The sequence below is a fragment of the Acinetobacter sp. 24-47-39 genome (assembly GCF_056783825.1).
Genome location: NZ_JBWYIP010000016.1, coordinates 1 through 25,034, shown reverse-complemented (window position 1 = coordinate 25,034; position 25,034 = coordinate 1). Strand labels below are relative to the sequence as shown.

Here is a 25,034-nt window from a genome sequence, read left to right as displayed (position 1 = left end):
TAAATAATTCCGATTTTAATTAAAAAAATACCTACTTATATTAAGTAGGTGTTGAATAATATAAAAATAATCTAAACTTATTATTAATTTATTATAAAAAATCTTTAATGTTTTTGATCACCTCACTTGGTTTTTCTGCATGTAACCAATGTCCAGTGCCATCAATCGTCACAAATTTAGCTTTAGGATATTGGAACCGAATAAGATCGTTATCACGCTCGAGATTAATATAATCGGATAATTCTCCTTTTAAAAACAAAGTTTCATTCGATTGTGGATTAAGACGTTCCCATGACAAAATCTGAAAATATTGTTGTTTAAGTGCATCTAAGTTGAATAGCCAATGTCCATTGCGGAAAGATTTGAGCAGAAATTGAATAACGCCAATTTCATTAATATATTTCTGCATCAACTCGGTTGCCTCCTTTCTTGAAACAACTTGAGCTTTTTGAACTTCTTCTAAAGCTTTGAAAATTTGATCATGATGAGATTTTTGATAAGCGACGGGTGCCATATCAAGTACAATCAACTTAACTACTCGATGTGGTACAAGGTTTGCTAAGTGCATGGCAACTTTCCCCCCCATCGAATGACCAACGATGTGAAATTGTTGCACATTCATATCATCTAAAGTTTCTACAACATCTTGCGCCATGAGTTGATAACTCATTTGATTAGAATGAGGTGATAAACCGTGATTACGCAAATCAATTTGGATGACATCATGCGTTTCCTGAAATGCTCTCGCGAGCATGCCGAGGTTCGATAAACTACCAAAAAGACCATGAATCAGAACAAGAGCAGGTTGACGTTGATTCGCATTTGATTTGGTGATCTCAGCATTTAGTCGCATATATATACTCAAATAGCTTTAAAAATGTGATTCAAATTCTAACAGTAGAGTTTGTATTTTGGTGTTAGTTTAATTTTTATTTATATAATTCAGTAAATTAAAGACAATCAAAAAAATTCGGTTATAAGTAAAAGTATTGAGTTTTATAAAAATTAGTCCTGTAATTCGATCTTGTGATCGTGCGGAAATTATATATATTATCCGATTAAACTTTTTACTTTGAACATTTTAGGAAATTTAGACCATGTTTCATCATGTAGATGCTTATGCAGGTGACCCTATTCTTTCACTTATGGAAGAATATAGTAAAGATGAGCGTACTCAAAAAGTGAATTTGAGTATTGGTCTATATTATAACGAAGACAGTATTGTACCTCAGTTAAATGCGGTCAAAGCTGCGTACAAAAATATTGAACCGAGCAACGATAAAGTTAAACTTTATTTACCAATGGATGGTTTGAAATCTTATAACGAAGCGACTCAAGCATTAGTTTTAGGTCCTGATAGTCAAGCGCGTAAAGATGGTCGTGCTGTCACGATTCAAACACTTGGTGGCTCAGGTGCACTTAAAGTTGGTGCTGATTTTTTGAAAAAATATTTCCCTGAGTCAGATATCTGGGTAAGTCAGCCAACTTGGGATAACCATATCGCAATTTTTAATGGCGCTGGTATCCAATCTCATTTCTATCCTTATTTTGATGCTGATACAAATGGCGTTAACGTTCCAGCAATGCTTGAGGAATTAAAAACACTAAAAGCAAAAAGTATTGTTTTGCTTCATCCTTGCTGCCATAACCCAACTGGTGCAGATTTAACGCCAGCAGAATGGGATCAAGTGATCGAAGTACTTAAGACGAATGATCTTATTCCATTCCTTGACATCGCTTACCAAGGTTTCGGTAAAGGTCTTGAAGAAGATGCATACCTTATTCGTGCTTTAGATAAATCAGGTATGAATTTCATTGTGAGTAATTCATTCTCAAAAATCTTCTCACTGTATGGTGAGCGTGTCGGCGGCTTAACATTTGTCTGTGATGATAAAGCTACTGCTCAAAAAGTGCTTGGACAATTAAAAGCAACTGTACGCCGTATTTATTCTAGTCCAGCAAGCACAGGTGCATTGTTGGTTGAAAACGTGTTAAACAACGCAGATCTAACTGCTCAATGGCAAGCTGAATTACAAGAAATGCGTGAACGTATTATTAAAATGCGTGAATTGTTAAATGCTAAATTGAGTGCGGCTCTGCCTGAACGTGACTTTAGCTATCTAGTAAAACAACAAGGTATGTTCAGTTATACAGGTTTGACTGGCGAACAAGTGGATATTTTGAAAGATAAATATGGTATTTATTTAGTCCGTAGTGGCCGTATGTGCGCAGCAGGATTAAACTTGAATAATATTGATTATGTGGCTGAATCAATTGCAGAAGTTTTGAAAGCTACCGCTTAAAAACAAAAAACGGGCATATCGCCCGTTTTTTATTGCCCAATTAAAAATGTACAACTGTACGGATTGATTTACCTTCGTGCATTAAGTCAAAGGCTTTATTAATGTCTTCTAGCCCCATAGTATGAGTAACAAAAGGTTCTAATTGAATGTCACCCTTCATCGCATCTTCAACCATTTTTGGTAATTGAGTACGACCTTTTACACCACCAAATGCTGTACCCATCCATTTACGTCCAGTCACTAATTGGAATGGACGAGTTGAGATTTCTTGACCTGCACCAGCCACACCGATAATGACAGATTGCCCCCAACCACGGTGTGCACATTCAAGCGCTGAGCGCATTACGTTTGTATTACCGATACACTCAAATGAATGATCAACACCCCAGCCAGTCATCTCTACAATGACTTGTTGAATAGGTTGATCATAGTCCTTAGGATTGAGGAAATCTGTAGCACCAAACTGCTCAGCCAATTTAAATTTTTCTGGATTAGTATCCACTACAATAATTCGGCCAGCTTTGGCTTGTTTAGCACCTTGAACAACTGCTAAACCAATACCACCTAAACCGAACACAGCAACAGTATCACCTTCCTGTACTTTTGCAGTATTGTGAACCGCACCAATACCAGTCGTCACGCCACAACCCAATAAACAAACGTGTTCAGGGTTTGCTTCAGGATTAATTTTTGCTAACGATACTTCGGCAACAACTGTGTATTCACTGAATGTTGAACACCCCATATAATGGTAAATAGGTTCGCCGTTATAAGAGAATCGAGTCGTTCCATCAGGCATAACACCTTTACCTTGAGTGGCACGTACAGAGACACATAAGTTTGTTTTATTTGATTTACAGAACAAACATTCGCCACATTCTGCAGTATAAAGTGGAATGACATGATCACCTGGTTTTACACTGGTCACGCCTTCACCAACTTCAACCACAATACCTGCACCTTCGTGACCAAGTACCGCAGGGAATACGCCCTCTGGGTCTTCACCAGAAAGTGTAAATGCATCAGTATGACAAACACCTGTATGCGTAATTTTCACCAATACTTCACCAGCTTGTGGTGGAGCAACATCTAATTCAACAATTTGTAATGGCTGACCTGGACCGAATGCCACCGCTGCACGAGATTTCATGATGAAAACTTCCTTTGTAAATTAAGATTTAACAGATAAGTTACAGTAACCGCTTTTGATAAAAACATTCAACTATTTGATTGATGATATTATAGCCATACAACTGAATAATAAGATTTAGGAACGACAGCTTTGATGCTTATGTTGCGACATATATTGTGTTTACTCACATTCTTTATTTTAACTGGATGTAATTTGGCGATGAATACAAGTATAAAACAAGCCCCAATCCAACCTCATACCGCACTTTGGCTCAGTAATACACCAGAAACAAAACGCAATATTGAACAAGGTTTAACTGCATTTTTACCACTTCATGATCCTTTTATGAGTATGGCTTCACGTGTTCATTTAATACGTGAAGCAAATCATACGATCGATTTACAGTACTATATCTGGGAAAATGATGTGATAGGTCAGCATTTATTGTCTGACCTACTCAAAGCAGCTGATCGTAATGTGAAGGTTCGACTGTTAATTGATGATCAAAATGGCACTCAATTAGACTCGACCTTAAGTGCATTGTCTAAACATCCTAATATCGAAATTAAGCTATTTAATCCCTACAAATTTCGCAGCTTTAGAGTTTTGGATTATGTGTTTCGCTTTAATAAAGTCAATCATAGAATGCATAACAAACTGATTATTGCTGACGGAGCGATTGCTGTTACTGGGGGGCGTAATATCAGTAATGAATATTTTGATGCCAGTGACAATTTTCAATTCGCGGATATGGATATTTTATTTGCAGGGCAATCAGTTTCAGCTGCAAACACGGTGTTTCACCAATTTTGGAATGATGAGCTGAGTTATAATATTCAGCAAATAATTCCTCAGTCTCAAAAAGAATTAGCGTATTTAAGATCGCATTATTCAACCAAGCAAAATTTTCAAGGTGCTGAAACTAAAAAACGTATTGATCAAGCAGAACGTTTTTTAGAAGAAAATTTAAAAAAACATCCTATTCGTTGGTCTAAAGCTCATTTTGTTGCAGACAGCCCCAATAAAATCAGAGCGAAAGCTCAATCTCATGAACTGCTGTTTAATCAGTTCAAATCCATTATGGGGAAACCTGCTCAAGAAATAAACTTGGTGTCTGCCTATTTTGTTCCTACTGTTCATGGTGAGTCTTTCCTCAAACAATTGAGTGAGCAGAATGTCAAAGTTCGAGTTTTAACAAACTCATATTTGGCAAATGATGTCCCGATTGTTCATGCATTTTATCAAAAATATCGAACCCCACTCTTAAGGTCAGATGTAAAACTTTACGAGTTTAAACCTTATATTGAACGGTCTGATCGGACTTGGTATGAAATTATGACGGGTAATGTTATTCCTGCGAAAGGAAAAAATGCGTCGCGTCTTCATGCTAAATTTTTTACTGTAGATGATAAAGTTTTTATTGGAACATTCAATTTTGATCCACGTTCAGCGTATTTGAATACTGAACTTGGACTGATCATTGAGTCAGCCGATTTTAAAACAGAGATATCTCAATCTTTAGATGAAAATCTTCCCAAAGTTGCCTATCAACTACATTTGGATGCACATCAAAACTTAAGATGGGAAGAACAACGAGGTGAAGAAAAGTTAATACATGATCATGACCCTGAAACGACTCGTTTTCAGAGATTTATGTTCAAGTCTTTGTCCTATCTCCCAATCGAATGGATGATGTAAATTCTTTGTTGTGACTGGTTTGTACAACCAGGATAAATTGCATTATTATTCACGTTTTATTTTTTGAACCCTTGGTTCTACTCTACTCCCATGCAATTTTTTGATCTTAGTCGACAGTATAATCTGAACGACATACTCACCCCTTTTTTATCACTTGAAGATTTATCTCAGCATGAATGGTATTTAGCTAAAATTAGTGTTGATTATGATTGCCTTACTGATGAAGACTTAGTTGAAGGTTCTATCACGTTAAAATCTAACCATAATGTTCAAATTGATTTGGCTTGGTTAATTTTAGACAATGGTCATGAGTTACAAGTTTTTTTCAAAGGCATTGAAACCTCTGTCTCAGAACAAACGCTCGTGATTGTGAAGGGTGCCCGCTTAGTTGATGAAGAAGGACAAGAATTATCTGCTCAAGCATTATCTTTATGGATTGATGGTACTCTACTCAATATGCTTCCACATATTCGTAAAGAAATTAAATCACGTTTAAACTTGTGGGATTATGTAGATTATGATGTGTAATAAGCATCTCGATTGACTTTAACAGGTTGTTAAATTAATCCAATTGACTGGAAAAGTTCACGATAGTATTCGGCTTTCTTTTCAAGAGCTAAAGGATAAGCTCTTGAAGAAGATGGCATACGATGAATTCGGATATCTTTGTTATCAAATTGCAGATCCACGACTGTACCCATTTTAACTTTAGTGTGTACAGACGCATTCATTGACTTTAATAAGGTCTCAGTTGCTTTATCACCTGTGGTCATAATATCTCGACAATATGGAATTTTTTTAAGCAATAGAAACATATCTGTCGGTGTAACGATTTCTAGAAATTGATCTGAGGCATTGTCTTTCAAACGCCGTACTTGATAGGCTGTATCAAATATTGCAATGCCCAACTCATTTAGAAAATCTTTCAGCATTTGCTCTTTGAATTGTTTATTTTCACGGTCTAGAAAATAATGAGAGTCTTGAAAAAAGATCAACCCATATATTTTCCACATATCATTTTGAAAATTCGGATAATAAAAATCCATTTTCCATCTTGCTTTCGGCGGAGGAAAACTGCCAAGCATGAGCAATTTGGCTTGTTGAGGTACAAATGGCTCAAGTGGATGTGTTTCGATATCACTCATATCAAATTTCGGTCTAACTTTTCGATCTACAGTGATTTTGAATAATCGAACTAATTTTTTTTGCCCAAAGCTGATAGATTTCTTTACTTGGATGAAATCCATCCTCAGCCATCTTCAAATTGAGTTGTTTATACTCATCCAAATCATATTTAACCAATTCAAATTTTGGTTGTGGTTCAATCCAATTTTCCAATTCAACATTCATTTGATGGGCATATTTTCCAAACAACCAAGCTAAAGGATTTGGTAATGCAGGAAACTCATTCATCGGTGGAACTCCAGTCGCGATAATGAGCTTGGGTGAAAATTTCTCAGCGATCAGTGAATATAATTGTTCTTGTAGGCAGATCCATTTTTGTGGTGAGATGAGCTGTGTTACATCATTGACCCCTATCGAAGTTACTACAATATCAAACTGATCGTTATTAATAGCCTGTATAGTTCGAATTACATCTGAAGTACGATTTCCAGTTTTTGCAATTAATGACCAGCGAATTTGAAAATGATCTCTTAGTTCTTGTAACAATGTTCCGCTTAGCGCATCTTCTTGAAATTGCACACCCACACCAGCAGCAGCTGAATCACCTAAAATTAAAATTGATATTTGAGGGCCATTACCAACCAAACCATTTCTTTCCCCCAAAGCTTCTGCTAAACGAGGTGTATTTTTCTTGACTTGGTAACCTTGCACAAGTAAAGCTGGAATGAGTGCGATTGTCGCTAATTTAAGAAACATGTATTTGATTTTAGGTTTTGATATTTCCTATTTTAAACGATTTTTTGATATTTTCATTGCTATTTATTATTGAAAATAATTATCATTTACATAATTAATTCAAAGCTAAAATCCATGAATCATCATATCAAATTTTTTTGTATATTGATGTTAGTGAGTTCCGCAGTAAGTGCTGATCTCTCTGTAAATCATTCATTACAAGTCAGCACTCAATCCTATGCCCCTGTATGTGAGGATATGGATGCTAAAAGTAAGGTGCTTCAACAAATCCAAAAACAGATTCAGATGTATCCTGATCAAAAAAATCATCTCCTCGATCAATTTTGGTCGGAAATTCGTAAAAATCAAACCCCAATAATTGAAGATTTTAATGAAACACACCAACGTGTCATTTATTTATATCGTGGTGCAAAACACAATGTGCGATTAATCGGTGGTCCGAGTAATGATCATGAGTGGTTAACTCGACTTAAAGGTACTGATATTTGGTTTAAAGAAAGTATTGTTGATTCAAGATTTATCGGAAGTTATAGTTTTGCTGTGGATTCACCGAATATCGATGGATATTTATCAAATTACTGCCCACATTTAAACCCAAATTTAAAAGAATCACGAGATCAGCGTCGATCTATTTTAAAGGTACAACAACTCGACCCTTTCAATCCTCATAAGTGGTTTGATTCTAAAAATATTGCCTTAAAAACGAATACCACGCTGAGGAATGAAAATATCGCAAAACTCAGTCGAGCGCCCAATTTTATTGATCCAACTCAAATGGCTGAAAAAAGTGAAAAACAATTAACTTATTCCGTGTTGAAAAGTAAAGTTTTGGGAAATGATCGTCTTATCCAGATTTATGCGACTCCACCTCAAGTCGGAAAATCATATATCACACTGATTTTTTTTGATGGTGAGCAATATGCGCATTTAGTTAAATTTCCCCAGATATTAGATCAGTTGGTTCAACAACAGCAACTCCCACCTATACAGGCTGTTTTTGTTGGACATCCTAATGATCAATTACGTGCTAAAGAACTTAGCCCCAATCCAGAATACACACAGTTTTTTCAAGAAGAATTATTGCCTTGGATGAGTCAACATTTGCCCTACCAACGTGATCACAACAAAACAGTCTTATTGGGTTCAAGTTTAGGTGGTCTGAGTTCTGCTTATTTGGCGTTAAAAACATCCAATGATATTAGTCACGTCGTGCCACTTTCTGGTTCATTTTGGTGGAAATCTGATCCAAACGATACAATCAATGGTATGAGTAAACTGATCAGAGCTTCAACATTAGACAATATAAAGAAACTCAATTGGTATATTTCAGCCAATAGCTATGAATATTCGAGACAAAATAATAGCTTAAGCATTCTAGAAACCTCTCCGATTGTCGCTCAGGATTTAATCGATCAGGGACACAATGTTCACTATCAAGAATATATAGGCGGACATTCATATGCCGTTTGGCAAATCGTCATACAAGATGCTTTGAAATATTTCTTTAAAAATAAATCCCACTAAATGTGGGATTTATAAGACGTTCTTTTAACTCAGCTTATTGACGAGCTGAAGCGGTAAAACCTTCATTGCAAAACCCAATGGCAACCATGGCCACTTTGGTACATATGCTTTGACTGGTTGCTTTTCGATTGCTTCAGCTAATAGTCGTGATCCTGTGGCTTGATCGACCTCAAAAGGTAATTTTCCAGCACCTTCATTAATTTCAGTTCGAATGTAACCAGGATAAATCGTTGAAACTTTAATTGGTGTTCCAAGAAGTTCAGCTCGAATCCCTTCGGCTAAATGCGCAATTCCCGCTTTACTGGCAGCATAAGCTGTAAGATGTTTTGGCATACCACGCAAAGCACTCATCGACGAAATTACAACTAAATGTCCTGAATTTTGAGATCTAAAAATTTCGACCGCTGCTTCACATTGTGCCATCGCAGAAATAAAATTAGTTTCAACTGTTGCTTTATTAATCGCAAAATTACCTTTACCGATACGACGTCCTTCGCCCACACCAGCATTGACTATCACTCGATCGATAGTGCCTAGCTCATCTTTAAACTCTTTAAATACACGGAAGACTTGCTCATCATCCGTGACATCCAATACCTTCGCACTTACTTTTACCTGATAGCGTTGTTCTATTTCGTCTTTTAAAGCATACAACCTTTCTAAACGACGTGCACAGATCGCTAGGTTATATCCTTTTTTTGCAAACTCTTGTGCCATCCCAGCACCGATACCTGAGCTTGCCCCTGTAATTAATATAGTTTTGTTCATTCCATTTTCTCTCTATGGCATATAGCCTTGATCAAATCCAAGTGAGCAAATCACGATCTTGTTCTTTTAAATAATGATGTTCATTTAAACTGAGTAATTGTGGTTCTGTACCAACCAATCTTAAGGTGGTAAAACTGGTATTAGTGATTGCCCAGTTCAATGCAAAAGTTTTGTCTGAACTTAAACCAAGTAAATGCCCTGCAACAACAGATATAACACCACCAGACGTATAAACTACGGCATAGCGAGGTTTTTCCTTTTCAAGTTGTACACATAGTTTGTTCAAGCCTTGAAGTACTCTTTGCTGAAATTGAGGCCAGCTTTCGTCATAATCATGATGATGATCCCCCTTGGTCCAACGTTGAATTGCACCTTCAAAAATTTTTCCTAAATAGGCACGTGGATCTACCGCTTGACTAACATCTTTTTTAAGTAATGCAGGATCTGCAAAACGTGGTTCATATTTTGCAAACACTTGTTGATGATTGAATTCGTTCCAATGTGGATCGATATCAATCTGACTGTCAGGAAAACACTCTTTCAAAGAGATATCCGCCGTCTGCTGATGACGTTTCATCGAGCCAGCTAATACATAGGGCTGCTCTTGTATTAACTTTTGAAAATATTGTCCCAACACACGTGCTTGAACTTCACCTTTCTGAGAAAGCTGATCATAACTTTCAGCACCAAATGAAGCTTGACCATGTCTGACCAAATATATTGTCGTCATCTTGGCAGAATATCCTGTAATTTTGCGAGATAAGTTTTTGCAATTTCATTCGCTTCAAGCTTTTGTATACCTACGAGTTTTAAAGCACGAATATGTAATGCATGAATCACAATCCAAAAATCCTTAAATGCAGGATTATCCGTTTGTTTATGGTAATAACGATAATAAATTTGTTGTGCTATGACCGCTAATCTAAAGATCCCAAATACTTCATAGAACGTCCAGTTAGATGGCTTTAGTCCTGTTTTTTCTAGGTAATAATCCACAACTTCTTTACGTGTAAACATACCTTTAAGATGTGTAGGTTGTCGACGTGTCGATTCAAAGATCATATTGTCGTTTTCTTCAACCCAATATGCTAAGGCTGATCCTAAATCCATAAGTGGATCACCAATTGTCGCCATTTCCCAATCCAACACCCCGATGACCTCAGTAGGCTGTTGAGGATTCAAAATGACATTATCAAAACGCCAATCGTTGTGAATAATACAGTTGGTGGAATCCTCAGGAATATTGTCTTTAAGCCAATTTCGCACAAACTTAAAGGTCGGAACATTGATGGTATGGGCTTTGTCGTAGCGACTGTCCCAACCTTCGACCTGACGACGACAGTAACCCTCACCTTTTCCAATTTGCTCAAGTGCTGTTCCTTGATAAGGAACTTGGTGCAATTCAATCAATTTGTCTAAAACATTTATACAAAGCTGATGCACATCAAATTCAGTGAGTTTTAGTTCTGGTGGAAGCTTTGCCCTTGGTATAATTCCCTCGATTCGCTGCATCACATAAAAATCGCATCCGAGTACAGATTCATCCTGACATAATGCCAGCATTTTGGGCACGACTGGATATAGATCTTTTAAAGCTTTCTGAACATTATGTTCTCGAACCATATCATGAGCAGATTTGGCTTTGGTTCCTGCGGGTGGTCTTCTTAATATCAGATCTGCATTGCTATATTTGAGCCGGTATGTCCAGTTCGAAGCTCCACCAGAATATTGTGTAACTTCTATAGGTTCAATCACTTCCATGCCATTTTGATTTAACCAGGTTGTGACTGAAACGATATCGAGCTCTTCACCACGTCTGACTTGCCCTGCTGTATCTATAACTGACATATTTCTTCCTTAAATCGAGTGCTCATCTTATTGAGAATGACGAGTTGAAAAACCACGTTTCGCAAGTTCCAATTTTGCAATCATGCCTTTATGCACCTCATCTGGCCCATCTGCCAAACGTAATGCACGCGCTTGTGCAAAAAAACCTGTCAATGGCGTATCTCTAGATAGACCTGCACCGCCGTGAATTTGCATTGCCATATCGACAACTTTTTCCAAAACACTAGGTGCAACGACTTTAATTGCAGAGATTTCAGTGAGTGCAGCCATATTGCCCAGTTTATCCATTTTATATGCCGCATATAAGGTCAAAAGACGTGCTTGATCGATGGCAACACGCGCTTCCGCGACTCTTTCCAAATTACCACCAAGTTTCAAAATTTCCTTACCGAATGCTTTTCTTTGCATTCCACGATCAATCATTAATTCCAATGATTTCTCAGCAGCACCGATACAACGCATGCAATGATGAATACGTCCTGGACCAAGTCGCCCCTGTGCAATCTCAAACCCTTGACCTGCTCCACCAATAAAATGAGTGACTGGAACACGAACATTATTAAATGTTACTTCTCCATGACCGTGTGGCGCATCATAATCACCAAATACAGGTAACATTCTTTCAATTTTTACGCCCTCAGTTTCAACAGGAACTAAAACCATTGAATGTTGTTGATGTCGACCTTTATTTGCGTCTGGTGTATGTGCCATAAATATAATGATTTTTGCATTAGGATCGCCTAAACCCGAAGACCACCATTTGCGTCCATTTAAAACAATTTCGTCTCCCTCAATTACAGCAGTGGCTTGCATGTTCGTCGCATCTGAAGAAGCAACTTCTGGTTCAGTCATGCAAAATACGGATCGAATTTTTCCGTCTAAGAGAGGTTTTAACCATTGCTCTTTTTGTTGTGCTGAGCCATAGCGCCAAATTAACTCCATATTACCGCTATCTGGCGCATTACAATTGAAAACCGTAGGAGCCAATAAACTACGGCCAGTTAACTCAGCAATGTGTGCATATTCTTGAACTGTTAAACCTTGACCAAATTCTGGGTCTGGTAAAAAAAGATTCCACAAATTTTGCGATTTAGCTTTTTGTTTGAGTACTTCAAGTTCTGCTGGCCACATCCATGATGTCCAATCATCACTTGGATTTAATTGATGAGCTTTATGCCAAAATTCTTGTTCTATAGGCTCTATTTCGTCTTGAATAAAGCGTTGTGCTAAATCATAAAAGTGTTTAGCTTTTTCCGTTAATTGAAACATTAATCCCTCGAACTATATTCTCATCACGCTTTACATCAACATAGCTTGAAACCTACTATGAATGAAATGATTTATTTAAATATTACTTTATGAATAGAATTCATCAGGAGTCTGTGGATCTGAGCGCTTTTTCACACATTGATATCAATCTATATCCATTATTTATTGCGATATACGAACATCAAAGTATCAGCAAAGCCGCAAATTTGATGTGTATTACACAATCTGCAGCCAGTCATGCTTTACAGCGATTAAGACTACAATTGAAAGATGATCTTTTTATCCGAAGTGGTATAAAGATGGTTGCGACACCCTTTTCACATCAAATTTATCCACGAATAAAAGAAACATTAATCGCAATTCAGCATATCTCGACTCATCATATATCTTTTGATCCACTGACGATTCAATCTATTCGTATAGCAATTCATGATGAAATTGAGCCTTTAATTTTTCCGCAGTTAATTCGTCATTTTCGTGATTTAGGACTAGCGACACGGTTTCAAAGTATCAAGTTAGATCGAACTAACTGGGCAAAAGATTTATTGTCACAGCAACTTGATTTAGTGGTCGATCTTCAACAGAAAGTTGATGAGAAAATTTATTTTAGCGCTTTAGTGAATGATCGCTTTGTCATATGTGGTTTGACAACCATCGAAAATTTAGAACAATACAAACATGCCCAACATATTGGTGTTTCATCAAGACATTCTGGTGTGCTTATTGAAGATTTACATTTTAAAAAGTTGAATATTCAACGTGATATTTTTTTACGCTGTCAACACTATTCAACAGCACTACAAATTTTGAAGGAGTATCCTGACACATTGCTAACCTTACCTTTTAGTATTTTAAAAAATTTGAAATTACCTCAAGATTTAAAAATTTCTGAACTCCCTATTGAACTGCCTTTAATGAAAATGGGAATTTATTGGAATTCACAATTAGCATCACATCAAAAGTTTGAGTATTTAATTTCAGAAATTAATAAAATTTTTGCTTAGGCTATTTGTAGCGATGATAGAAGATGAAACTTAGGCTATTTGCTTAAAAATATGTGTAAATACCATCTGTTCAATATTGAATCAAACACTCACTTCGAGTTGATTTATCATATTAAGGCTTGTTTTCTCTTGTGTTTTCTATGTTTGATCAACTCCCTGCATCATGGCTTATTGGGCTAGGTGCGATTTTATGCTTATTACTTCTTATCATTTTTAGACAAGTAAGAATTTATCTTCTTCAAGTATTTAAACCTTTTAAAAAAGGAAAAACTTATTGGTGCCGTGTTACAGCGGTGAGTGATGGTGACACCCTCTCCTGCCATCGTTTGAATTTAAGACGTTCTAAAACTAAATTACGCTTTGCTTTTGTAGATGCGCCTGAATCTAATCAAAGTTACGGGCTTGAATCCCAACGCTTAGTTAAGAAAATGGTTCAAGGTAAAATTGTTCGTGTAAAAATCACGGATATTGATCGTTATGGACGTTGCGTGGGTGTGGTCTACCGCTATCGCAAGAATATGAATGAAGAATTAGTGAGGCGTGGTGGTGCATGGGTTTACGAAGAATACATACGTGATCCAAAGCAATTAAAATATATGATCTCGCTGCAAGATAATGCAAAACGCAATAAACGTGGTCTATGGCGCGGGACCCGTCCTATTCGACCAAGTACTTTTAGAAAACAAAAAAACTAATATTTTCAATACCCTGATTATCAATAAGTGCATTACGCTTGATTCGTCTAATAATTGAGCGTAAATTCAAGCCAACAAACTAGTTAGCTTGGTTAACTATATGCAAAACTCTCCCAAATTCCGTGTCGTATTGCTGCGAAGTGCGCGACTCTTTAGTGACCGTTTAAATGATATCTTGGCTCAATACCAACTGAACTATTCAATGTGGCAGTTGATTTATCATATCTATGATCATGACTCCATCACTTCAATTGATTTGGCTCATGAACTCAATGTTTCTAAACCATCAATTGCAAAACGCATTAATACTTTACATAAATTAGATGTTATTCAGTTTTTAGAATCATCTGATAAACGCCAAAAATTAATTCAATTAACCGAAAAAGGTCGAGATCTTTATCAAATTTGTACAATTCAGATTGATCAATTTGAACAACAGTTTTTGAATCAAATAAATCCTGAAGACATCGCTCAGAGTGCTGAGACACTTCAGCTGTTTTTGTCTATTTTAGAGCGTGATAAAAGCTTAAATATTGTGGAGGAGTTATGAGTATTTCCTCAAATCAAGTTGATCAGCCTCTTTGGACACGTAACTTTATTTTGGTCAGTTTAATTAACTTTCAATTGGTACTGACTTTTTATCTTCTTGTTATTGTCATTGTGGGATTTTCGATTGCAGAACTTGGGGCGACGACGGCGCAGGCTGGTTTAGTATCAGGACTTTTTATTGTGGGTACGCTGATTGGTCGTTTATTGGTGGCTAAATTCCTCGTTAAATTCGGTTCTAAAGTCACCATGCTGGTCGGACTTACTGGATTTCTGATATTTTCAGGCTTTTATTTTCTTCACTTAGAAGTTGGAACTTTATTAATTGTTCGGTTCTTTCATGGCTTTATGATGGGGGTTGCCTCCACCGTATTTGGCACAATTATCGCTCAAATTATTCCAGCAACTCGTCGTGGTGAAGGTATAGGTTACTACAGTATGAGTAGTACTTTAGGAACTGCAATTGGACCATTTTTGGCAATCTGGCTAATGCTTCATGTCAGTTACAACATTATTTTTGCCCTATCTTCAATCCTTGCAGTTTTATGTTTAATCACAGCATTATTTATTCAAGTTCCTCAATTGCATCAGGTTTCGTCTATACCTGATCAGATTCATACACCAAATAGTTTTCTATCTCAATATATTGAAAAGAGCGCCTTACCGATTGCTCTGATCATGTTGGTAAGCTCCCTCTTCTATTCAGGTGTTCTATCGTTTATCAATTTTTATGCCAAAGAAATCGATCTGGTTGAAGCAGCATCATTTTTCTTTCTCATTTATGCGTTGACGATTCTGCTCTCTCGTCCTATTACGGGACCACTGATGGATAAAAAAGGCGAAAATATAATTATGTATCCTGCCTTTCTCATTATGGCACTTGCATTCTTCTTGTTGAGCCAAGCTAACAGTTCGGGTCTTTTGTTGATTTGCGCAGGATTATTAGGTTTAGGATACGGTAATATCCAATCAATTTGCCAAACAATAGCAGTAAAAAGTACTAGTTTGGAACGGATGGGATTTGCAACCTCAACTTACTTTATCTTTTTAGATGCAGGTTTAGGATTCGGTCCTTATTTCTTAGGTTTAGCTTTAGATTTGATCAGTTACCAACAACTCTATTTATATAGTGCTATTGGTACTATATTTTGCATTGTCTTATATTATGTATTACATGGGAAAAACGTTCGAAATACAAAAATTGCTTAGGCTATTTATGGGTTTAAAAAAAGCACTCCAATGAGTGCTTTTCCATATTTTATTTAAACACTTTAAAACGTGTGGCGTCGTCAATATAGCCTTTATCGAAAGCTTCACCTTCCTTAGATCCAAATACCAATTGTGCGCGTAGTTTCCACGAAGCTGGTATAGCCCATTCAGTTTGGACTTGATCATCTACAATCGGATTATAATGTTGAAGGTTTGCACCTAAACCTTCTGTATGCAAAGCTGTCCAAACCGCAAACTGTGCCATTGCTGTTGAATGTTCCGCCCAAATTGGAAAGTTTTCCGCATACGAAGGATATTTCTCTTGTAAGTCAGTGATCGTATCCATTTCTTCGAAAAATAATACAGTGCCTATGCCTGCAGCAAAGCTATCCATTTTTGCAGAAGTTTTTGCTGCACTCGCCTCGTCCTTCGCATATGACTTTAGCTTCTCTTTCACAAAGCCCCAAAATTTTTCATGTCCAGCGTTAAATAAAATTACCGCACGTGATGATTGAGAGTTAAAAGATGATGGGCTTTGTTTAATCGCATTCTGAATAAGATCTGTTAAGTACTCAGGAGATTGTTCAACTGCTTTTCCTAAAGCATAAATCGTACGGCGTTTTTTAATTAAATCTAAAAATTGATTTGACATTTTCTGAAATCCTTTGGTATTTCCTCGGGGAAATACGATACTCTGACTTTTAATTCATTAGAAATACTTAACCTAAGATTAAATATTCAACAAATCAAATATGTTGTAGTGTTACATTAAGCATTTATCAGACCAACATCTATCCATTTTGAACCCTAATTAGAAGATCTGATTTTATTCGTATTTTTTTTACCCAACAGTAAAAAGCCCTCCATAATAGAGGGCTTGTCTTGGCATATGTAAGCTTAAAATTTAGCCTCAAGAACCTGAGCCGATACTTGGTTTTTCCATAGGGAGCGTAAGGTTGGCAAATAGAATTTTTCACCTAACTCTACTAATTCAGCATCAATCGCCGTATGAACTTCATGCATGAACAAATAGTCTAAATCTAACGTACTGAGCTTAGGTTGTTCTTTAGAAAACTTTGCTCTTTTTTGTTGAGCAGTTTTTACTAGCTGATCTGCAAATTCACGATTTTTGAATTGTGTAATGGCATTTAGACGCAGTTCAATAACACCCCAACCTGTCAGTAGGAGTTTGAACGTTTCAAAATCTTTTGTTGTTGATTCCCACGTCATGTCTTCTAGATTTTCATCTTTAGGCAGAATAGGAAGTAGTAATTCCATGATACTTGGGAAGATTTTTTTAAAGTTAAGAATAAATTTAACAGGATGTTCACCTGGATAATCTTGAAATTGAACATTTTTTTGAACATCTGTTAAATATATATCGAGCATTGAAAATTTCCGTAGATTGGCTATAAGGTCGCCCAGAAGACTGAGACCAGAAAGCAATTAATATGTATACATATTTTAACTAATGTTCTGTGTTTATCAATTCTGATTATATAAATTTTAATTGAACATGAAAATTTAAAGAAATATTAAATACAAAAACTCTATCAATATTTCATAAATTGCCAAATTTAACGGCATCTTCAGTTAATACTTTAACTTGCATTAATATTAAAATTAAATTGAAGAGGTTAAATAAATTTTTAATATTCTTCAATTTCATATATTTACAAGAGTGACTGACGAAAATGACTAAATTATTATTAACTACAATTGCCGTAATGTTCCCTATTGCTACTTTTGCAGCACCAACCGTAACTTTTCAAGGTGAAGTTACTTCTCAAACTTGCAAATCCTCAATTAATGGACAAACAAATTCAACCGTTTTATTACCCACGGTACCTACTTCAGAATTAGCTGCAGCTGGTAATACGACTGGAATCACTCCCTTCACTATCGAGGTATCTGACTGTCAAGTAGACACGGCGGATGTTGATATTACGACTAAGTTTTTAGGTCACAACGTAACCTCTACAGGTAATTTAGGCAATATTGCTACTGCTGATCCAGCGGAAAACGTTTCTATTCAATTAACTACAGATGCTGCTGGTAAAACACCTGTTGTTCTTAACGGTGTAACCGCTGTGCCAGGTTTAACATTAACAGCTGGAGAAACATCAGCAAGCCATCAATTCGGCGCTCAATATTATGCTGAAGATGCTGTAACCGCTGGTGCTGTAACCGCTGTAACTGAGTACACCCTTAGCTACAACTAATTTTAAAAAGCAATAACACGACTTAATTTCTTGTTCTGCTATTGAATCGTACTTCTCAGTAGCAGGACTTTCTTTCCTTTAAAAAGAGAGTTCCGTTTTGAAGACAGCAATCAAATCCAAAAATTTATTATTGGCAGCGATATGCATTTTCCATTCAGCTTCACATGCAGCTGTGGTTATGACGGGTACACGAATCATCTATCCTTCTAATCAAAATGAAAAAACCATTCAACTACAAAATAAAGATCTAACACCCAATATTGTTCAAGTTTGGCTAGATAGCGGATTTGAAGACTCAACTCCAGATCATGCTGAAGCACCGTTTATAGCGAATCCCCAAATATTTAAAATTCAACCAAATCAAGGTCAAATGGTTCGACTAGTTTTTACGGGTGAAAAAAATGAATTACCCAAAGACCGAGAAACGCTTTACTATCTAAACTTTTCAGAAATTCCTGCAACCACAAATGATTCAGTAAACAAGAATAAACTCATGGTGGTGTTCAAGAATCGAGTCAAAGTATTTTATCGACCAGAGAAACTTAAATTTGAATCTCATAAAATTTACGAACATATTCATTATGAACTCATTAACAGTCCAACGCTCCCTAAAGTTAAACTCACGAACAACAGCCCTTATTATGCCAATATCGCTCAAGTTCTATTAAATCGAGCGTCTCGAAATACTCAAATTTCTAAAAACAGTATGATCGAACCATACAGTAGCCTCGACATACCGTTATCTCCACGTGACGCGAAAATTCAGAATTTCAAGATTCATCTTAATCTCATCAATGATTACGGGATTATTGTATCCAATGAAATTCGACCGAAAGTGGAGTAATGCGACCATGCAATCCTTCCCTTTTGTCTATTCAAATTCTAGTTCGAACATTTTACTAGGCTTGTTAACCCTTATTACAAGTGCAAGCTTTGCGTACGATATACCAACTCGATCAGAAATAGGAAATAAACCAATCGCAAACGCTCCCAATAACAACGGTGAGTTAAATGCCAATTTGAAAAAACATGAAAATGTAGAAAACTACATCTTTGATCCTGCCTTTTTTCAAGGTTCTAAATTAAACCAAAAAGCTTTGATCCGTCTTAGTAAAGGTAATGAAATTAGTGCAGGGATCTATAAGGTTGATATTTACATCAACAATAAATTTATTGAAAACACTAATATTCGCTTTAAAGAAATCAGTGATAATGAAGTTGAACCGTGCTTCGAACTTGAGCAATTAGAGCGTGCGGGTGTTATTTCCCAGTTTAAGAGTGATAAAGAAACGCAAATTTCTGCATGTGAACAATTAACCCATTATGTAACAACAAGCTCAACAAAATTTAATCAAGCCCAATTAAGATTAGACCTCAGCATTCCGCAAAGTTTGATTAAAACCCTGCCTCGAGGCTATGTTCTTCCATCCCAATTAGATGATGGCGCTTCCATTGGTTTTGTGAATTATTACGCAAACTATTATCACAATAGCTATGCGGGTTATGGACAATCCCATCAACAAAACTCTGCTTATCTATCATTGAATGGTGGGATGAATTTTGGAAAATGGCAATATCGTCAACAGTCAAGTTTCACTAGTCAACAAGATAAAAACCAATGGCACAATATTCGAAGTTACATAAAACGACCGATTACCACACTGCAAAGTGAATTTTCAGCTGGACAGTTGAGCTCAACAGGACGTTTCTTTTCTGGTCTAAGTTTTAATGGAATGAATTTGAGTTCAGACGAAAGAATGCTCCCTGACTCCGTCCGTGGCTATGCACCTGTTGTACAAGGTACAGCTCAAACTACCGCTAAAGTTTCCATTCTGCAAAATGGTCGAGAAATTTATCAAACCACCGTAGCGCCAGGCCCATTCAAAATATCAGACCTCTATCCAACCAGTTACAATGGTGATTTAGAAGTAGAAGTACTTGAAGCAGATGGAACTCGTCAGACATTTAGAGTGCCATTTTCTGCTGTTCCTGAATCTATCAGAAAAGGGGCATTTAGATACAACTTAGACATAGGCCGTACCCGTGATATCGGTGAAGATACAAACTTTAGCAACATCACAACTCAATATGGATTAAGCAACGCACTTACCCTCAATAACGGTTTTCGTCTTGCTGAAGGATATCAATCTGCCTTAGTTGGTGGTGCTTTCACGACATATTTAGGTGCTTTCGGTATAGAAACCACTTACTCACGTGCAAAACTATTGAATGAAGATTATTTACAGGGTTGGATGTTTGGAGCCAATTACAGTAAAACATTCCAAAATACCAATACGACTATTGCACTTGCAGGATATCGATTTTCAACTGAGGGTTATCGAGATTTAACAGATGTCATTGCACTTCGAAAATCAATCAAAGATGGTTCAACATTTAATTCGAATACTTACCAAGAACAATCTCGGGCAACTATTCTACTCAATCAGTTATTAGGTGATTATGGCACCATTTATTTATCTGGTTCAGCTTCAAGATATCGAGATGACAAGCCAAATGATTACCAACTCCAACTGGGCTATGGTAAAACTTTAAGCAATGGAATCAACCTCAACCTATCTGTATCACGTCAAAAATCGATTTATCAGAACTCTTATAATGCCCAGCACGTTCTGGATAGAGCATACCCATATGATCAAAAAAATCAAACTACGGTAGGCTTATCGATTAGTTTTCCTTTGGATAAAAACAATTTAGCAAAAAATCTAAATTTAAATTATAACCACAGCGATCAGCAGAATACTTACCAAGCCACAATTGATGGAAATATCGAACGGATCGATAACTTAGACTATACCCTTGGAGTTCAATACGATGATTTTTCTGAAGTTACATTATGGAATGCAAGTTTAAATAAACGCTTCAATGCTGCCAATACCTCTTTCAACATTTCTAAGGGGAATGACTACTGGCAAAGTTCAGCCAATATTCAAGGCGCTTTAGCTGTCCACCCTGGCGGGATTACATTTGGTCCTTTCCTCAGTGATACCTTTGCCCTTATTGAGGCTAAAGGCGCATACGGTGCGAGTGTATTAAATGCTCACGGCACTAAAATTGATAAAAAAGGTTTCGCACTTGTGCCCGCGCTTACACCCTATCGATATAACAGCATTGCCATTAATCCTGAGGGTATGTCTTCTCAAACAGAAATCGATGCAGGTAATACCAAAGTTGCACCGTATGCGGGCTCAACGATAAAGATCAATTTTAAGACTAAACAAGGTCATGCTGTCCTGATCCAAAGCAAACTCAGCTCTGGAGGTACTATCCCACTAGGCTCAGATGTATTAAATGAGAAGAAAGAAAATATTGGTATGACTGGTCAAAATGGGCAAATTTATTTTAGAACTGAGCAACCCGCTGGAAACGTGCAAATCAGATGGGGAGAACATTATGATGAAAGGTGTTCAATCCATTACAACATTCCTGACACTGAAAAAGACAAACATATCATTCGTTTGAATGAAGTCTGCAACGTAGAGAACTAAACGATGAAATATATGATTCAAATTTTAGTACTTTTAGTGACTTTAACTGCGGTTACTACCTCCTATGCACGTTGTGTACGTAGTTATCTCGGTATGAGTGCAACTGATTCAAATGCAACACCTTTAGATTTTGGAAAACTAAAATTGACCTCGGCTTATTTGCAACCTGTAGGGAGTGTATTAGGTCATACGGTCGTTCCACCAACACACCGAGGTATTCCACTCTCCACCGTTTTATGGACATGCGATGAAGCTGATTTGCCCCATATTTATTTTTTAGTTGCCACCAATGGTGATGAACCCTTCGGTGGACATGTAGAAACAGGTGCCAGTGATGGCTTGAGTGGTGTTTACGCAACATGGTGGCAATACATTGGATTGAAACAGAGTATGGCAGGTGTCACGCTTTCCAGATATTGGCAGAAAATTAACATTGAAAACTACCAAAAAGCAGATGGTAAAATTCAAATTCGATTGATGGATATTCCTCCTCTCGAAGCGACTTTATACAAAATAAGTAGCCTCCCATCATTTACAAGAGGGACGCTGTGCAACCGAAATATGATTGTGAGTGGCTCATACAAAAGTGGAAAATTATCTACAATAGGAACTGCAAGTTGTAATCAGCCTAGTGCATATATTCAATTAGCAGGTAACAATAATGTCAATATAGTTCCACACCATGATCAAATCGGTGAAGATTCTAATATTAATTTTGCATTCTGGGGAGCCAATAATGGCTTTGCTTATGGATTAAACACTTCCACAAACTCCAACCTCTCACAAGTTCAAACATGCGTTGCTCGAACAGCAACACCTACGGTTTTATTTCAGGCTATTCCTGCGCAGCAAATTAACAATGGTTCGACCGCTGAAGCTAATTTTAATGTCGAAGTTGAATGCAGTAATGCTGCGAAATCAGGTGTTGCCACAGACCACACAGCAATCGGTTTTCAACCCTCTAATGCAGCATATGTAAATGCTCAAAAGTTAGGTTTAATCAACTCAAATGGCTCAGTTCAATATTTAGTTTCAGATCAATATCAACAATCTACTTATGCTAAGGGCGTAGGAATTCAACTCGAAAATTCAACGACAGGAACAAAGATGCATTTTCTCAATCAATATGCAATTTCTGGAGGTGGACAAAGTGCAGGCTGGTATCCAGTATTAGAAGGTGACCCGAGCCCCATCGGTTCTAATCAATCTGGATATCGAAGTTACGTACAGCAATATAAAGCGATTCTTAAGAAGATTCCTTACCTGGATGTAAAACCAGGGAAAGTTAAAGCAACAGCTACTGTTGTGGTGAAAATTCAATGAAAATTCGACTTATAATCATAACACTATTTTTGAGTAATCTACTGACAATATTGTGTCATGCTGGGGTACTAGCGTCATCTACTAGGATCATCTTTGAGGAAAAAACAACTGAAAAAAGCTTGATGCTGGTGAATACCAATGCTTACCCTGTTCTGACCCAGATCTGGGTAGACGATGGGGCATCGGGTCCTGACTATGATACACCTTATCTTATTTTACCTGCTGTATTTAAACTTCAACCAAATGAAATTAGAGGTATTCGTATTATTTATAATGGTCAAAAATTAGCAAAAGATCACGAGTCGCTACATTGGCTTAATATATATGAAATCCCTGCTACTTCTAGTCAGATAGAAAATAATAATTACATAAATTTAGCAATGAATACCCAGATGAAACTATTTTATCGTCCTGATTTTTTAAAAAATTACAATATTGATAAAATTATTTCAAAATTAGAATTTAAAATTATAGAAAATAGTTCAATAATGGAAATTATAAATCCAACCCCTTACTTTATCAGCTTATCAAACATTGAGCTAATTAATATGAATAAAAAAAATAATTATCAATCTAAACACAATTTAATTAAACCGTTATCTAAAATTGAATTACCAATAATTGACTCTAACATTAAAAAAATAGAATTCCGTGTAATTGATGAAGAAGGGCTAATAAAAAGTTATAGAAAGATTCTATAAAAACTAAAGTTAATTGATCATCCCTTATTACCTTCTTTCCATTGCATAGGAGTTTGACCTGTCAAACTTTTGAAAATTCGGTTAAAAGAAGTCTGATCTTTATATCCAAGCTTAGTAGAGATATCTGAAATACTTAAATCACTAGATTCCAAATATTTCTTAGCCACATTTAAACGCACATTTCTGAGTATATTCTGAAAGCACAAATTCCTTGCTTGTAATTCAATTTGAAGCAGTCTTGGAGACATATTTAAATAATCAGCAACAATATTTATTCTTGGATCATTTTTATTAATAGCTTTAAGTGTTGCGTAATTAACCAAATCTATAAAATCTTTATTTATAGGATATAAGTTTAACATTAGATCCGCCTGTTTCTTTAAAATTTCAAATAATACAGGATCTTTTCGCAGAGGTATATTATAAACTTCTCTATCAATTACTATTTTTAATTTATCTCTATTAAAATGAACATTACAACCAAAGTAATTTTCATAAAAATCCAAATTTTTAGGTGAGGTAGAGTAAAAATTAATTTCTTTAATAAAATCTCTTTGAATATTTGTCATTTGAATAATTCTTTGATAAATAATAGCTATTTTTAGCTCTTCTGAAATATTCGTCTCCCTAACAAATAAACCTTTATTGTAATAATCTGGTATATTCCAAGAAATGCTAAGCGTCTGATTACTGATGTCTATATTTTTATATGATTGATCATACCATAAATTAATATATTTACTAGGTAAACTCATAAACTCTGATAGATTACTACAGGATTCTGCTAGATAAGCACATATTCCTATGTGCGATGCATTACAGTATGTAGCAATATTCAAACCTAATCCTTCCTGATTATATTGTTGATCTATATAGCTTAATTTCTTTAACCATCTCCCATAAGGGATTCGTTCATTAAAATCGTAAGTATGATGTAAAGGACTTTTTAATTTATTTTTTTCACAAAATAGTTTAATAAGCTCACCCATTCCTGAACCTATAGTTTTCATTTCAAATTCAGATTTCAATTTAACTTCACATTTCAATTCACTAACTTATTATATAACCACTTGAAAAAATTCTTTATAAAGTTTACAAAAAACTTAAATAATATAAAAATTAAAACAATAAACTATACTTATCTTTCAAACCAACCCAATTAATCGAAAAATTAAATAGTATAAAAAAAATAAAATGAAATAAAATTCATTTTACAAAATAAAAACATATTAAAGCCCATTAAAATAATATTACACAATCCTCATTAGCTTAAACTTTCTAAAATCAATGAAAAATAAGTTCAATCATTATTAGCAATAGACCTCTTTCATAAATCATTTTTTGCTCAGTTCCAAGTTGTAGATTCCAGCGATTAAATTGAATCTCAAACCAAGCCTTTTACCTC

The 25,034-nt window shown here is 36.0% G+C and carries 24 protein-coding genes; 13 read left to right on the top strand and 11 right to left on the bottom strand.

Annotated elements, in window-relative coordinates:
* Positions 1 to 91: 91 nt before the first annotated feature.
* The gene (locus tag AC1M9C_RS13270; protein WP_481953875.1) at positions 92 to 853 is read right to left on the bottom strand and encodes an alpha/beta fold hydrolase; all 762 of its coding nucleotides are present in this window, start codon (positions 851 to 853) and stop codon (positions 92 to 94) included.
* A gap of 244 nt (positions 854 to 1,097) precedes the next feature.
* Between AC1M9C_RS13270 and AC1M9C_RS13265 the strand changes: the two genes are divergently transcribed.
* A complete protein-coding gene (locus AC1M9C_RS13265) occupies positions 1,098 to 2,303 on the top strand; it encodes an amino acid aminotransferase (protein ID WP_481587911.1) in 1,206 nt (401 codons plus the stop codon).
* Positions 2,304 to 2,343: 40 nt separating this feature from the next.
* On the opposite strand, the gene AC1M9C_RS13260 is transcribed toward AC1M9C_RS13265, so the two are convergent.
* The gene (locus tag AC1M9C_RS13260) at positions 2,344 to 3,453 is read right to left on the bottom strand and encodes an S-(hydroxymethyl)glutathione dehydrogenase/class III alcohol dehydrogenase (protein ID WP_092766302.1); all 1,110 of its coding nucleotides are present in this window, start codon (positions 3,451 to 3,453) and stop codon (positions 2,344 to 2,346) included.
* A 201-nt stretch (positions 3,454 to 3,654) separates the two neighbouring features.
* Between AC1M9C_RS13260 and AC1M9C_RS13255 the strand changes: the two genes are divergently transcribed.
* Positions 3,655 to 5,133: a phospholipase D family protein gene (locus tag AC1M9C_RS13255; protein ID WP_481609651.1), complete on the top strand. Its 1,479-nt coding sequence runs from the start codon at positions 3,655 to 3,657 to the stop codon at positions 5,131 to 5,133.
* A 90-nt stretch (positions 5,134 to 5,223) separates the two neighbouring features.
* The gene (locus AC1M9C_RS13250; RefSeq protein ID WP_481587909.1) at positions 5,224 to 5,661 is read left to right on the top strand and encodes a hypothetical protein; all 438 of its coding nucleotides are present in this window, start codon (positions 5,224 to 5,226) and stop codon (positions 5,659 to 5,661) included.
* A gap of 29 nt (positions 5,662 to 5,690) precedes the next feature.
* On the opposite strand, the gene AC1M9C_RS13245 is transcribed toward AC1M9C_RS13250, so the two are convergent.
* Together AC1M9C_RS13245 and AC1M9C_RS13240 are read right to left on the bottom strand one after the other, a co-directional pair.
* A complete protein-coding gene (locus AC1M9C_RS13245) occupies positions 5,691 to 6,278 on the bottom strand; it encodes a uracil-DNA glycosylase family protein (protein ID WP_481587908.1) in 588 nt (195 codons plus the stop codon).
* 13 nt (positions 6,279 to 6,291) lie between these two features.
* The gene (locus tag AC1M9C_RS13240) at positions 6,292 to 7,014 is read right to left on the bottom strand and encodes an SGNH/GDSL hydrolase family protein (RefSeq protein ID WP_481587907.1); all 723 of its coding nucleotides are present in this window, start codon (positions 7,012 to 7,014) and stop codon (positions 6,292 to 6,294) included.
* Positions 7,015 to 7,161: 147 nt separating this feature from the next.
* On the opposite strand from AC1M9C_RS13240, the gene AC1M9C_RS13235 reads away from it, so the two are divergent.
* Positions 7,162 to 8,538 carry an alpha/beta hydrolase-fold protein gene (locus tag AC1M9C_RS13235; protein WP_481953874.1) on the top strand — a complete coding sequence of 459 codons (1,377 nt, stop codon included), beginning with the start codon at positions 7,162 to 7,164 and terminating at the stop codon, positions 8,536 to 8,538.
* Between the two features lie 24 nt (positions 8,539 to 8,562).
* Here AC1M9C_RS13235 and AC1M9C_RS13230 read toward each other — a convergent pair whose 3' ends face one another.
* The 4 genes from AC1M9C_RS13230 to AC1M9C_RS13215 are packed head-to-tail and all read right to left on the bottom strand — an operon-like array spanning position 8,563 to position 12,423.
* A complete protein-coding gene (locus AC1M9C_RS13230; RefSeq protein WP_179997992.1) occupies positions 8,563 to 9,306 on the bottom strand; it encodes an SDR family oxidoreductase in 744 nt (247 codons plus the stop codon).
* A 31-nt stretch (positions 9,307 to 9,337) separates the two neighbouring features.
* Entirely contained in the window at positions 9,338 to 10,036 is a 699-nt protein-coding gene (locus AC1M9C_RS13225) for a histidine phosphatase family protein (protein WP_481587905.1), read from the bottom strand.
* On the bottom strand, positions 10,033 to 11,154 hold the full coding sequence (locus AC1M9C_RS13220) for a phosphotransferase family protein (RefSeq protein ID WP_481953873.1): 1,122 nt from the start codon (positions 11,152 to 11,154) through the stop codon (positions 10,033 to 10,035). The genes AC1M9C_RS13225 and AC1M9C_RS13220 overlap by 4 nt, the downstream gene beginning before the upstream one ends.
* A 27-nt stretch (positions 11,155 to 11,181) precedes the next feature.
* Positions 11,182 to 12,423 (bottom strand): acyl-CoA dehydrogenase family protein, encoded by a 1,242-nt coding sequence (locus AC1M9C_RS13215; protein ID WP_481953872.1) that lies wholly within the window; start codon positions 12,421 to 12,423, stop codon positions 11,182 to 11,184.
* An 89-nt stretch (positions 12,424 to 12,512) separates the two neighbouring features.
* On the opposite strand from AC1M9C_RS13215, the gene AC1M9C_RS13210 reads away from it, so the two are divergent.
* The 4 genes from AC1M9C_RS13210 to AC1M9C_RS13195 all read left to right on the top strand — a co-directional run bounded on the left by AC1M9C_RS13210 (position 12,513) and on the right by AC1M9C_RS13195 (position 15,877).
* Complete coding sequence (locus AC1M9C_RS13210; RefSeq protein ID WP_481953871.1) at positions 12,513 to 13,427, top strand: LysR family transcriptional regulator; 915 nt, start codon at positions 12,513 to 12,515, stop codon at positions 13,425 to 13,427.
* Between the two features lie 140 nt (positions 13,428 to 13,567).
* Positions 13,568 to 14,122, top strand: coding sequence for a thermonuclease family protein (locus AC1M9C_RS13205; protein ID WP_481607346.1), 555 nt, complete (start codon positions 13,568 to 13,570; stop codon positions 14,120 to 14,122).
* A gap of 100 nt (positions 14,123 to 14,222) precedes the next feature.
* Positions 14,223 to 14,672, top strand: coding sequence for a MarR family winged helix-turn-helix transcriptional regulator (locus AC1M9C_RS13200; RefSeq protein WP_481953870.1), 450 nt, complete (start codon positions 14,223 to 14,225; stop codon positions 14,670 to 14,672).
* Positions 14,669 to 15,877: an MFS transporter gene (locus AC1M9C_RS13195; protein WP_481953869.1), complete on the top strand. Its 1,209-nt coding sequence runs from the start codon at positions 14,669 to 14,671 to the stop codon at positions 15,875 to 15,877. The genes AC1M9C_RS13200 and AC1M9C_RS13195 overlap by 4 nt, the downstream gene beginning before the upstream one ends.
* A 49-nt stretch (positions 15,878 to 15,926) precedes the next feature.
* Here AC1M9C_RS13195 and AC1M9C_RS13190 read toward each other — a convergent pair whose 3' ends face one another.
* Positions 15,927 to 16,529, bottom strand: a complete 603-nt coding sequence (locus AC1M9C_RS13190) for a nitroreductase family protein (RefSeq protein ID WP_481953868.1) — start codon at positions 16,527 to 16,529, stop codon at positions 15,927 to 15,929.
* Positions 16,530 to 16,774: 245 nt separating this feature from the next.
* Positions 16,775 to 17,266, bottom strand: a complete 492-nt coding sequence (locus AC1M9C_RS13185) for a hypothetical protein (protein ID WP_481953867.1) — start codon at positions 17,264 to 17,266, stop codon at positions 16,775 to 16,777.
* 305 nt (positions 17,267 to 17,571) lie between these two features.
* On the opposite strand from AC1M9C_RS13185, the gene AC1M9C_RS13180 reads away from it, so the two are divergent.
* From AC1M9C_RS13180 to AC1M9C_RS13160, 5 genes are all read left to right on the top strand, one after another.
* Positions 17,572 to 18,099 (top strand): fimbrial protein, encoded by a 528-nt coding sequence (locus AC1M9C_RS13180; RefSeq protein ID WP_481587896.1) that lies wholly within the window; start codon positions 17,572 to 17,574, stop codon positions 18,097 to 18,099.
* A gap of 97 nt (positions 18,100 to 18,196) precedes the next feature.
* Entirely contained in the window at positions 18,197 to 18,943 is a 747-nt protein-coding gene (locus AC1M9C_RS13175; protein WP_481953866.1) for a fimbrial biogenesis chaperone, read from the top strand.
* Positions 18,918 to 21,605, top strand: a complete 2,688-nt coding sequence (locus AC1M9C_RS13170) for a fimbria/pilus outer membrane usher protein (protein WP_481587894.1) — start codon at positions 18,918 to 18,920, stop codon at positions 21,603 to 21,605. Before AC1M9C_RS13175 ends, AC1M9C_RS13170 begins: the two co-directional genes overlap by 26 nt.
* A 3-nt stretch (positions 21,606 to 21,608) precedes the next feature.
* A complete protein-coding gene (locus AC1M9C_RS13165; RefSeq protein ID WP_481953865.1) occupies positions 21,609 to 22,928 on the top strand; it encodes a fimbrial protein in 1,320 nt (439 codons plus the stop codon).
* On the top strand, positions 22,925 to 23,629 hold the full coding sequence (locus AC1M9C_RS13160; protein WP_481953864.1) for a fimbrial biogenesis chaperone: 705 nt from the start codon (positions 22,925 to 22,927) through the stop codon (positions 23,627 to 23,629). The genes AC1M9C_RS13165 and AC1M9C_RS13160 overlap by 4 nt, the downstream gene beginning before the upstream one ends.
* A 17-nt stretch (positions 23,630 to 23,646) precedes the next feature.
* On the opposite strand, the gene AC1M9C_RS13155 is transcribed toward AC1M9C_RS13160, so the two are convergent.
* Positions 23,647 to 24,639 (bottom strand): helix-turn-helix transcriptional regulator, encoded by a 993-nt coding sequence (locus tag AC1M9C_RS13155; protein ID WP_481953863.1) that lies wholly within the window; start codon positions 24,637 to 24,639, stop codon positions 23,647 to 23,649.
* Positions 24,640 to 25,034 lie beyond the last annotated feature (395 nt).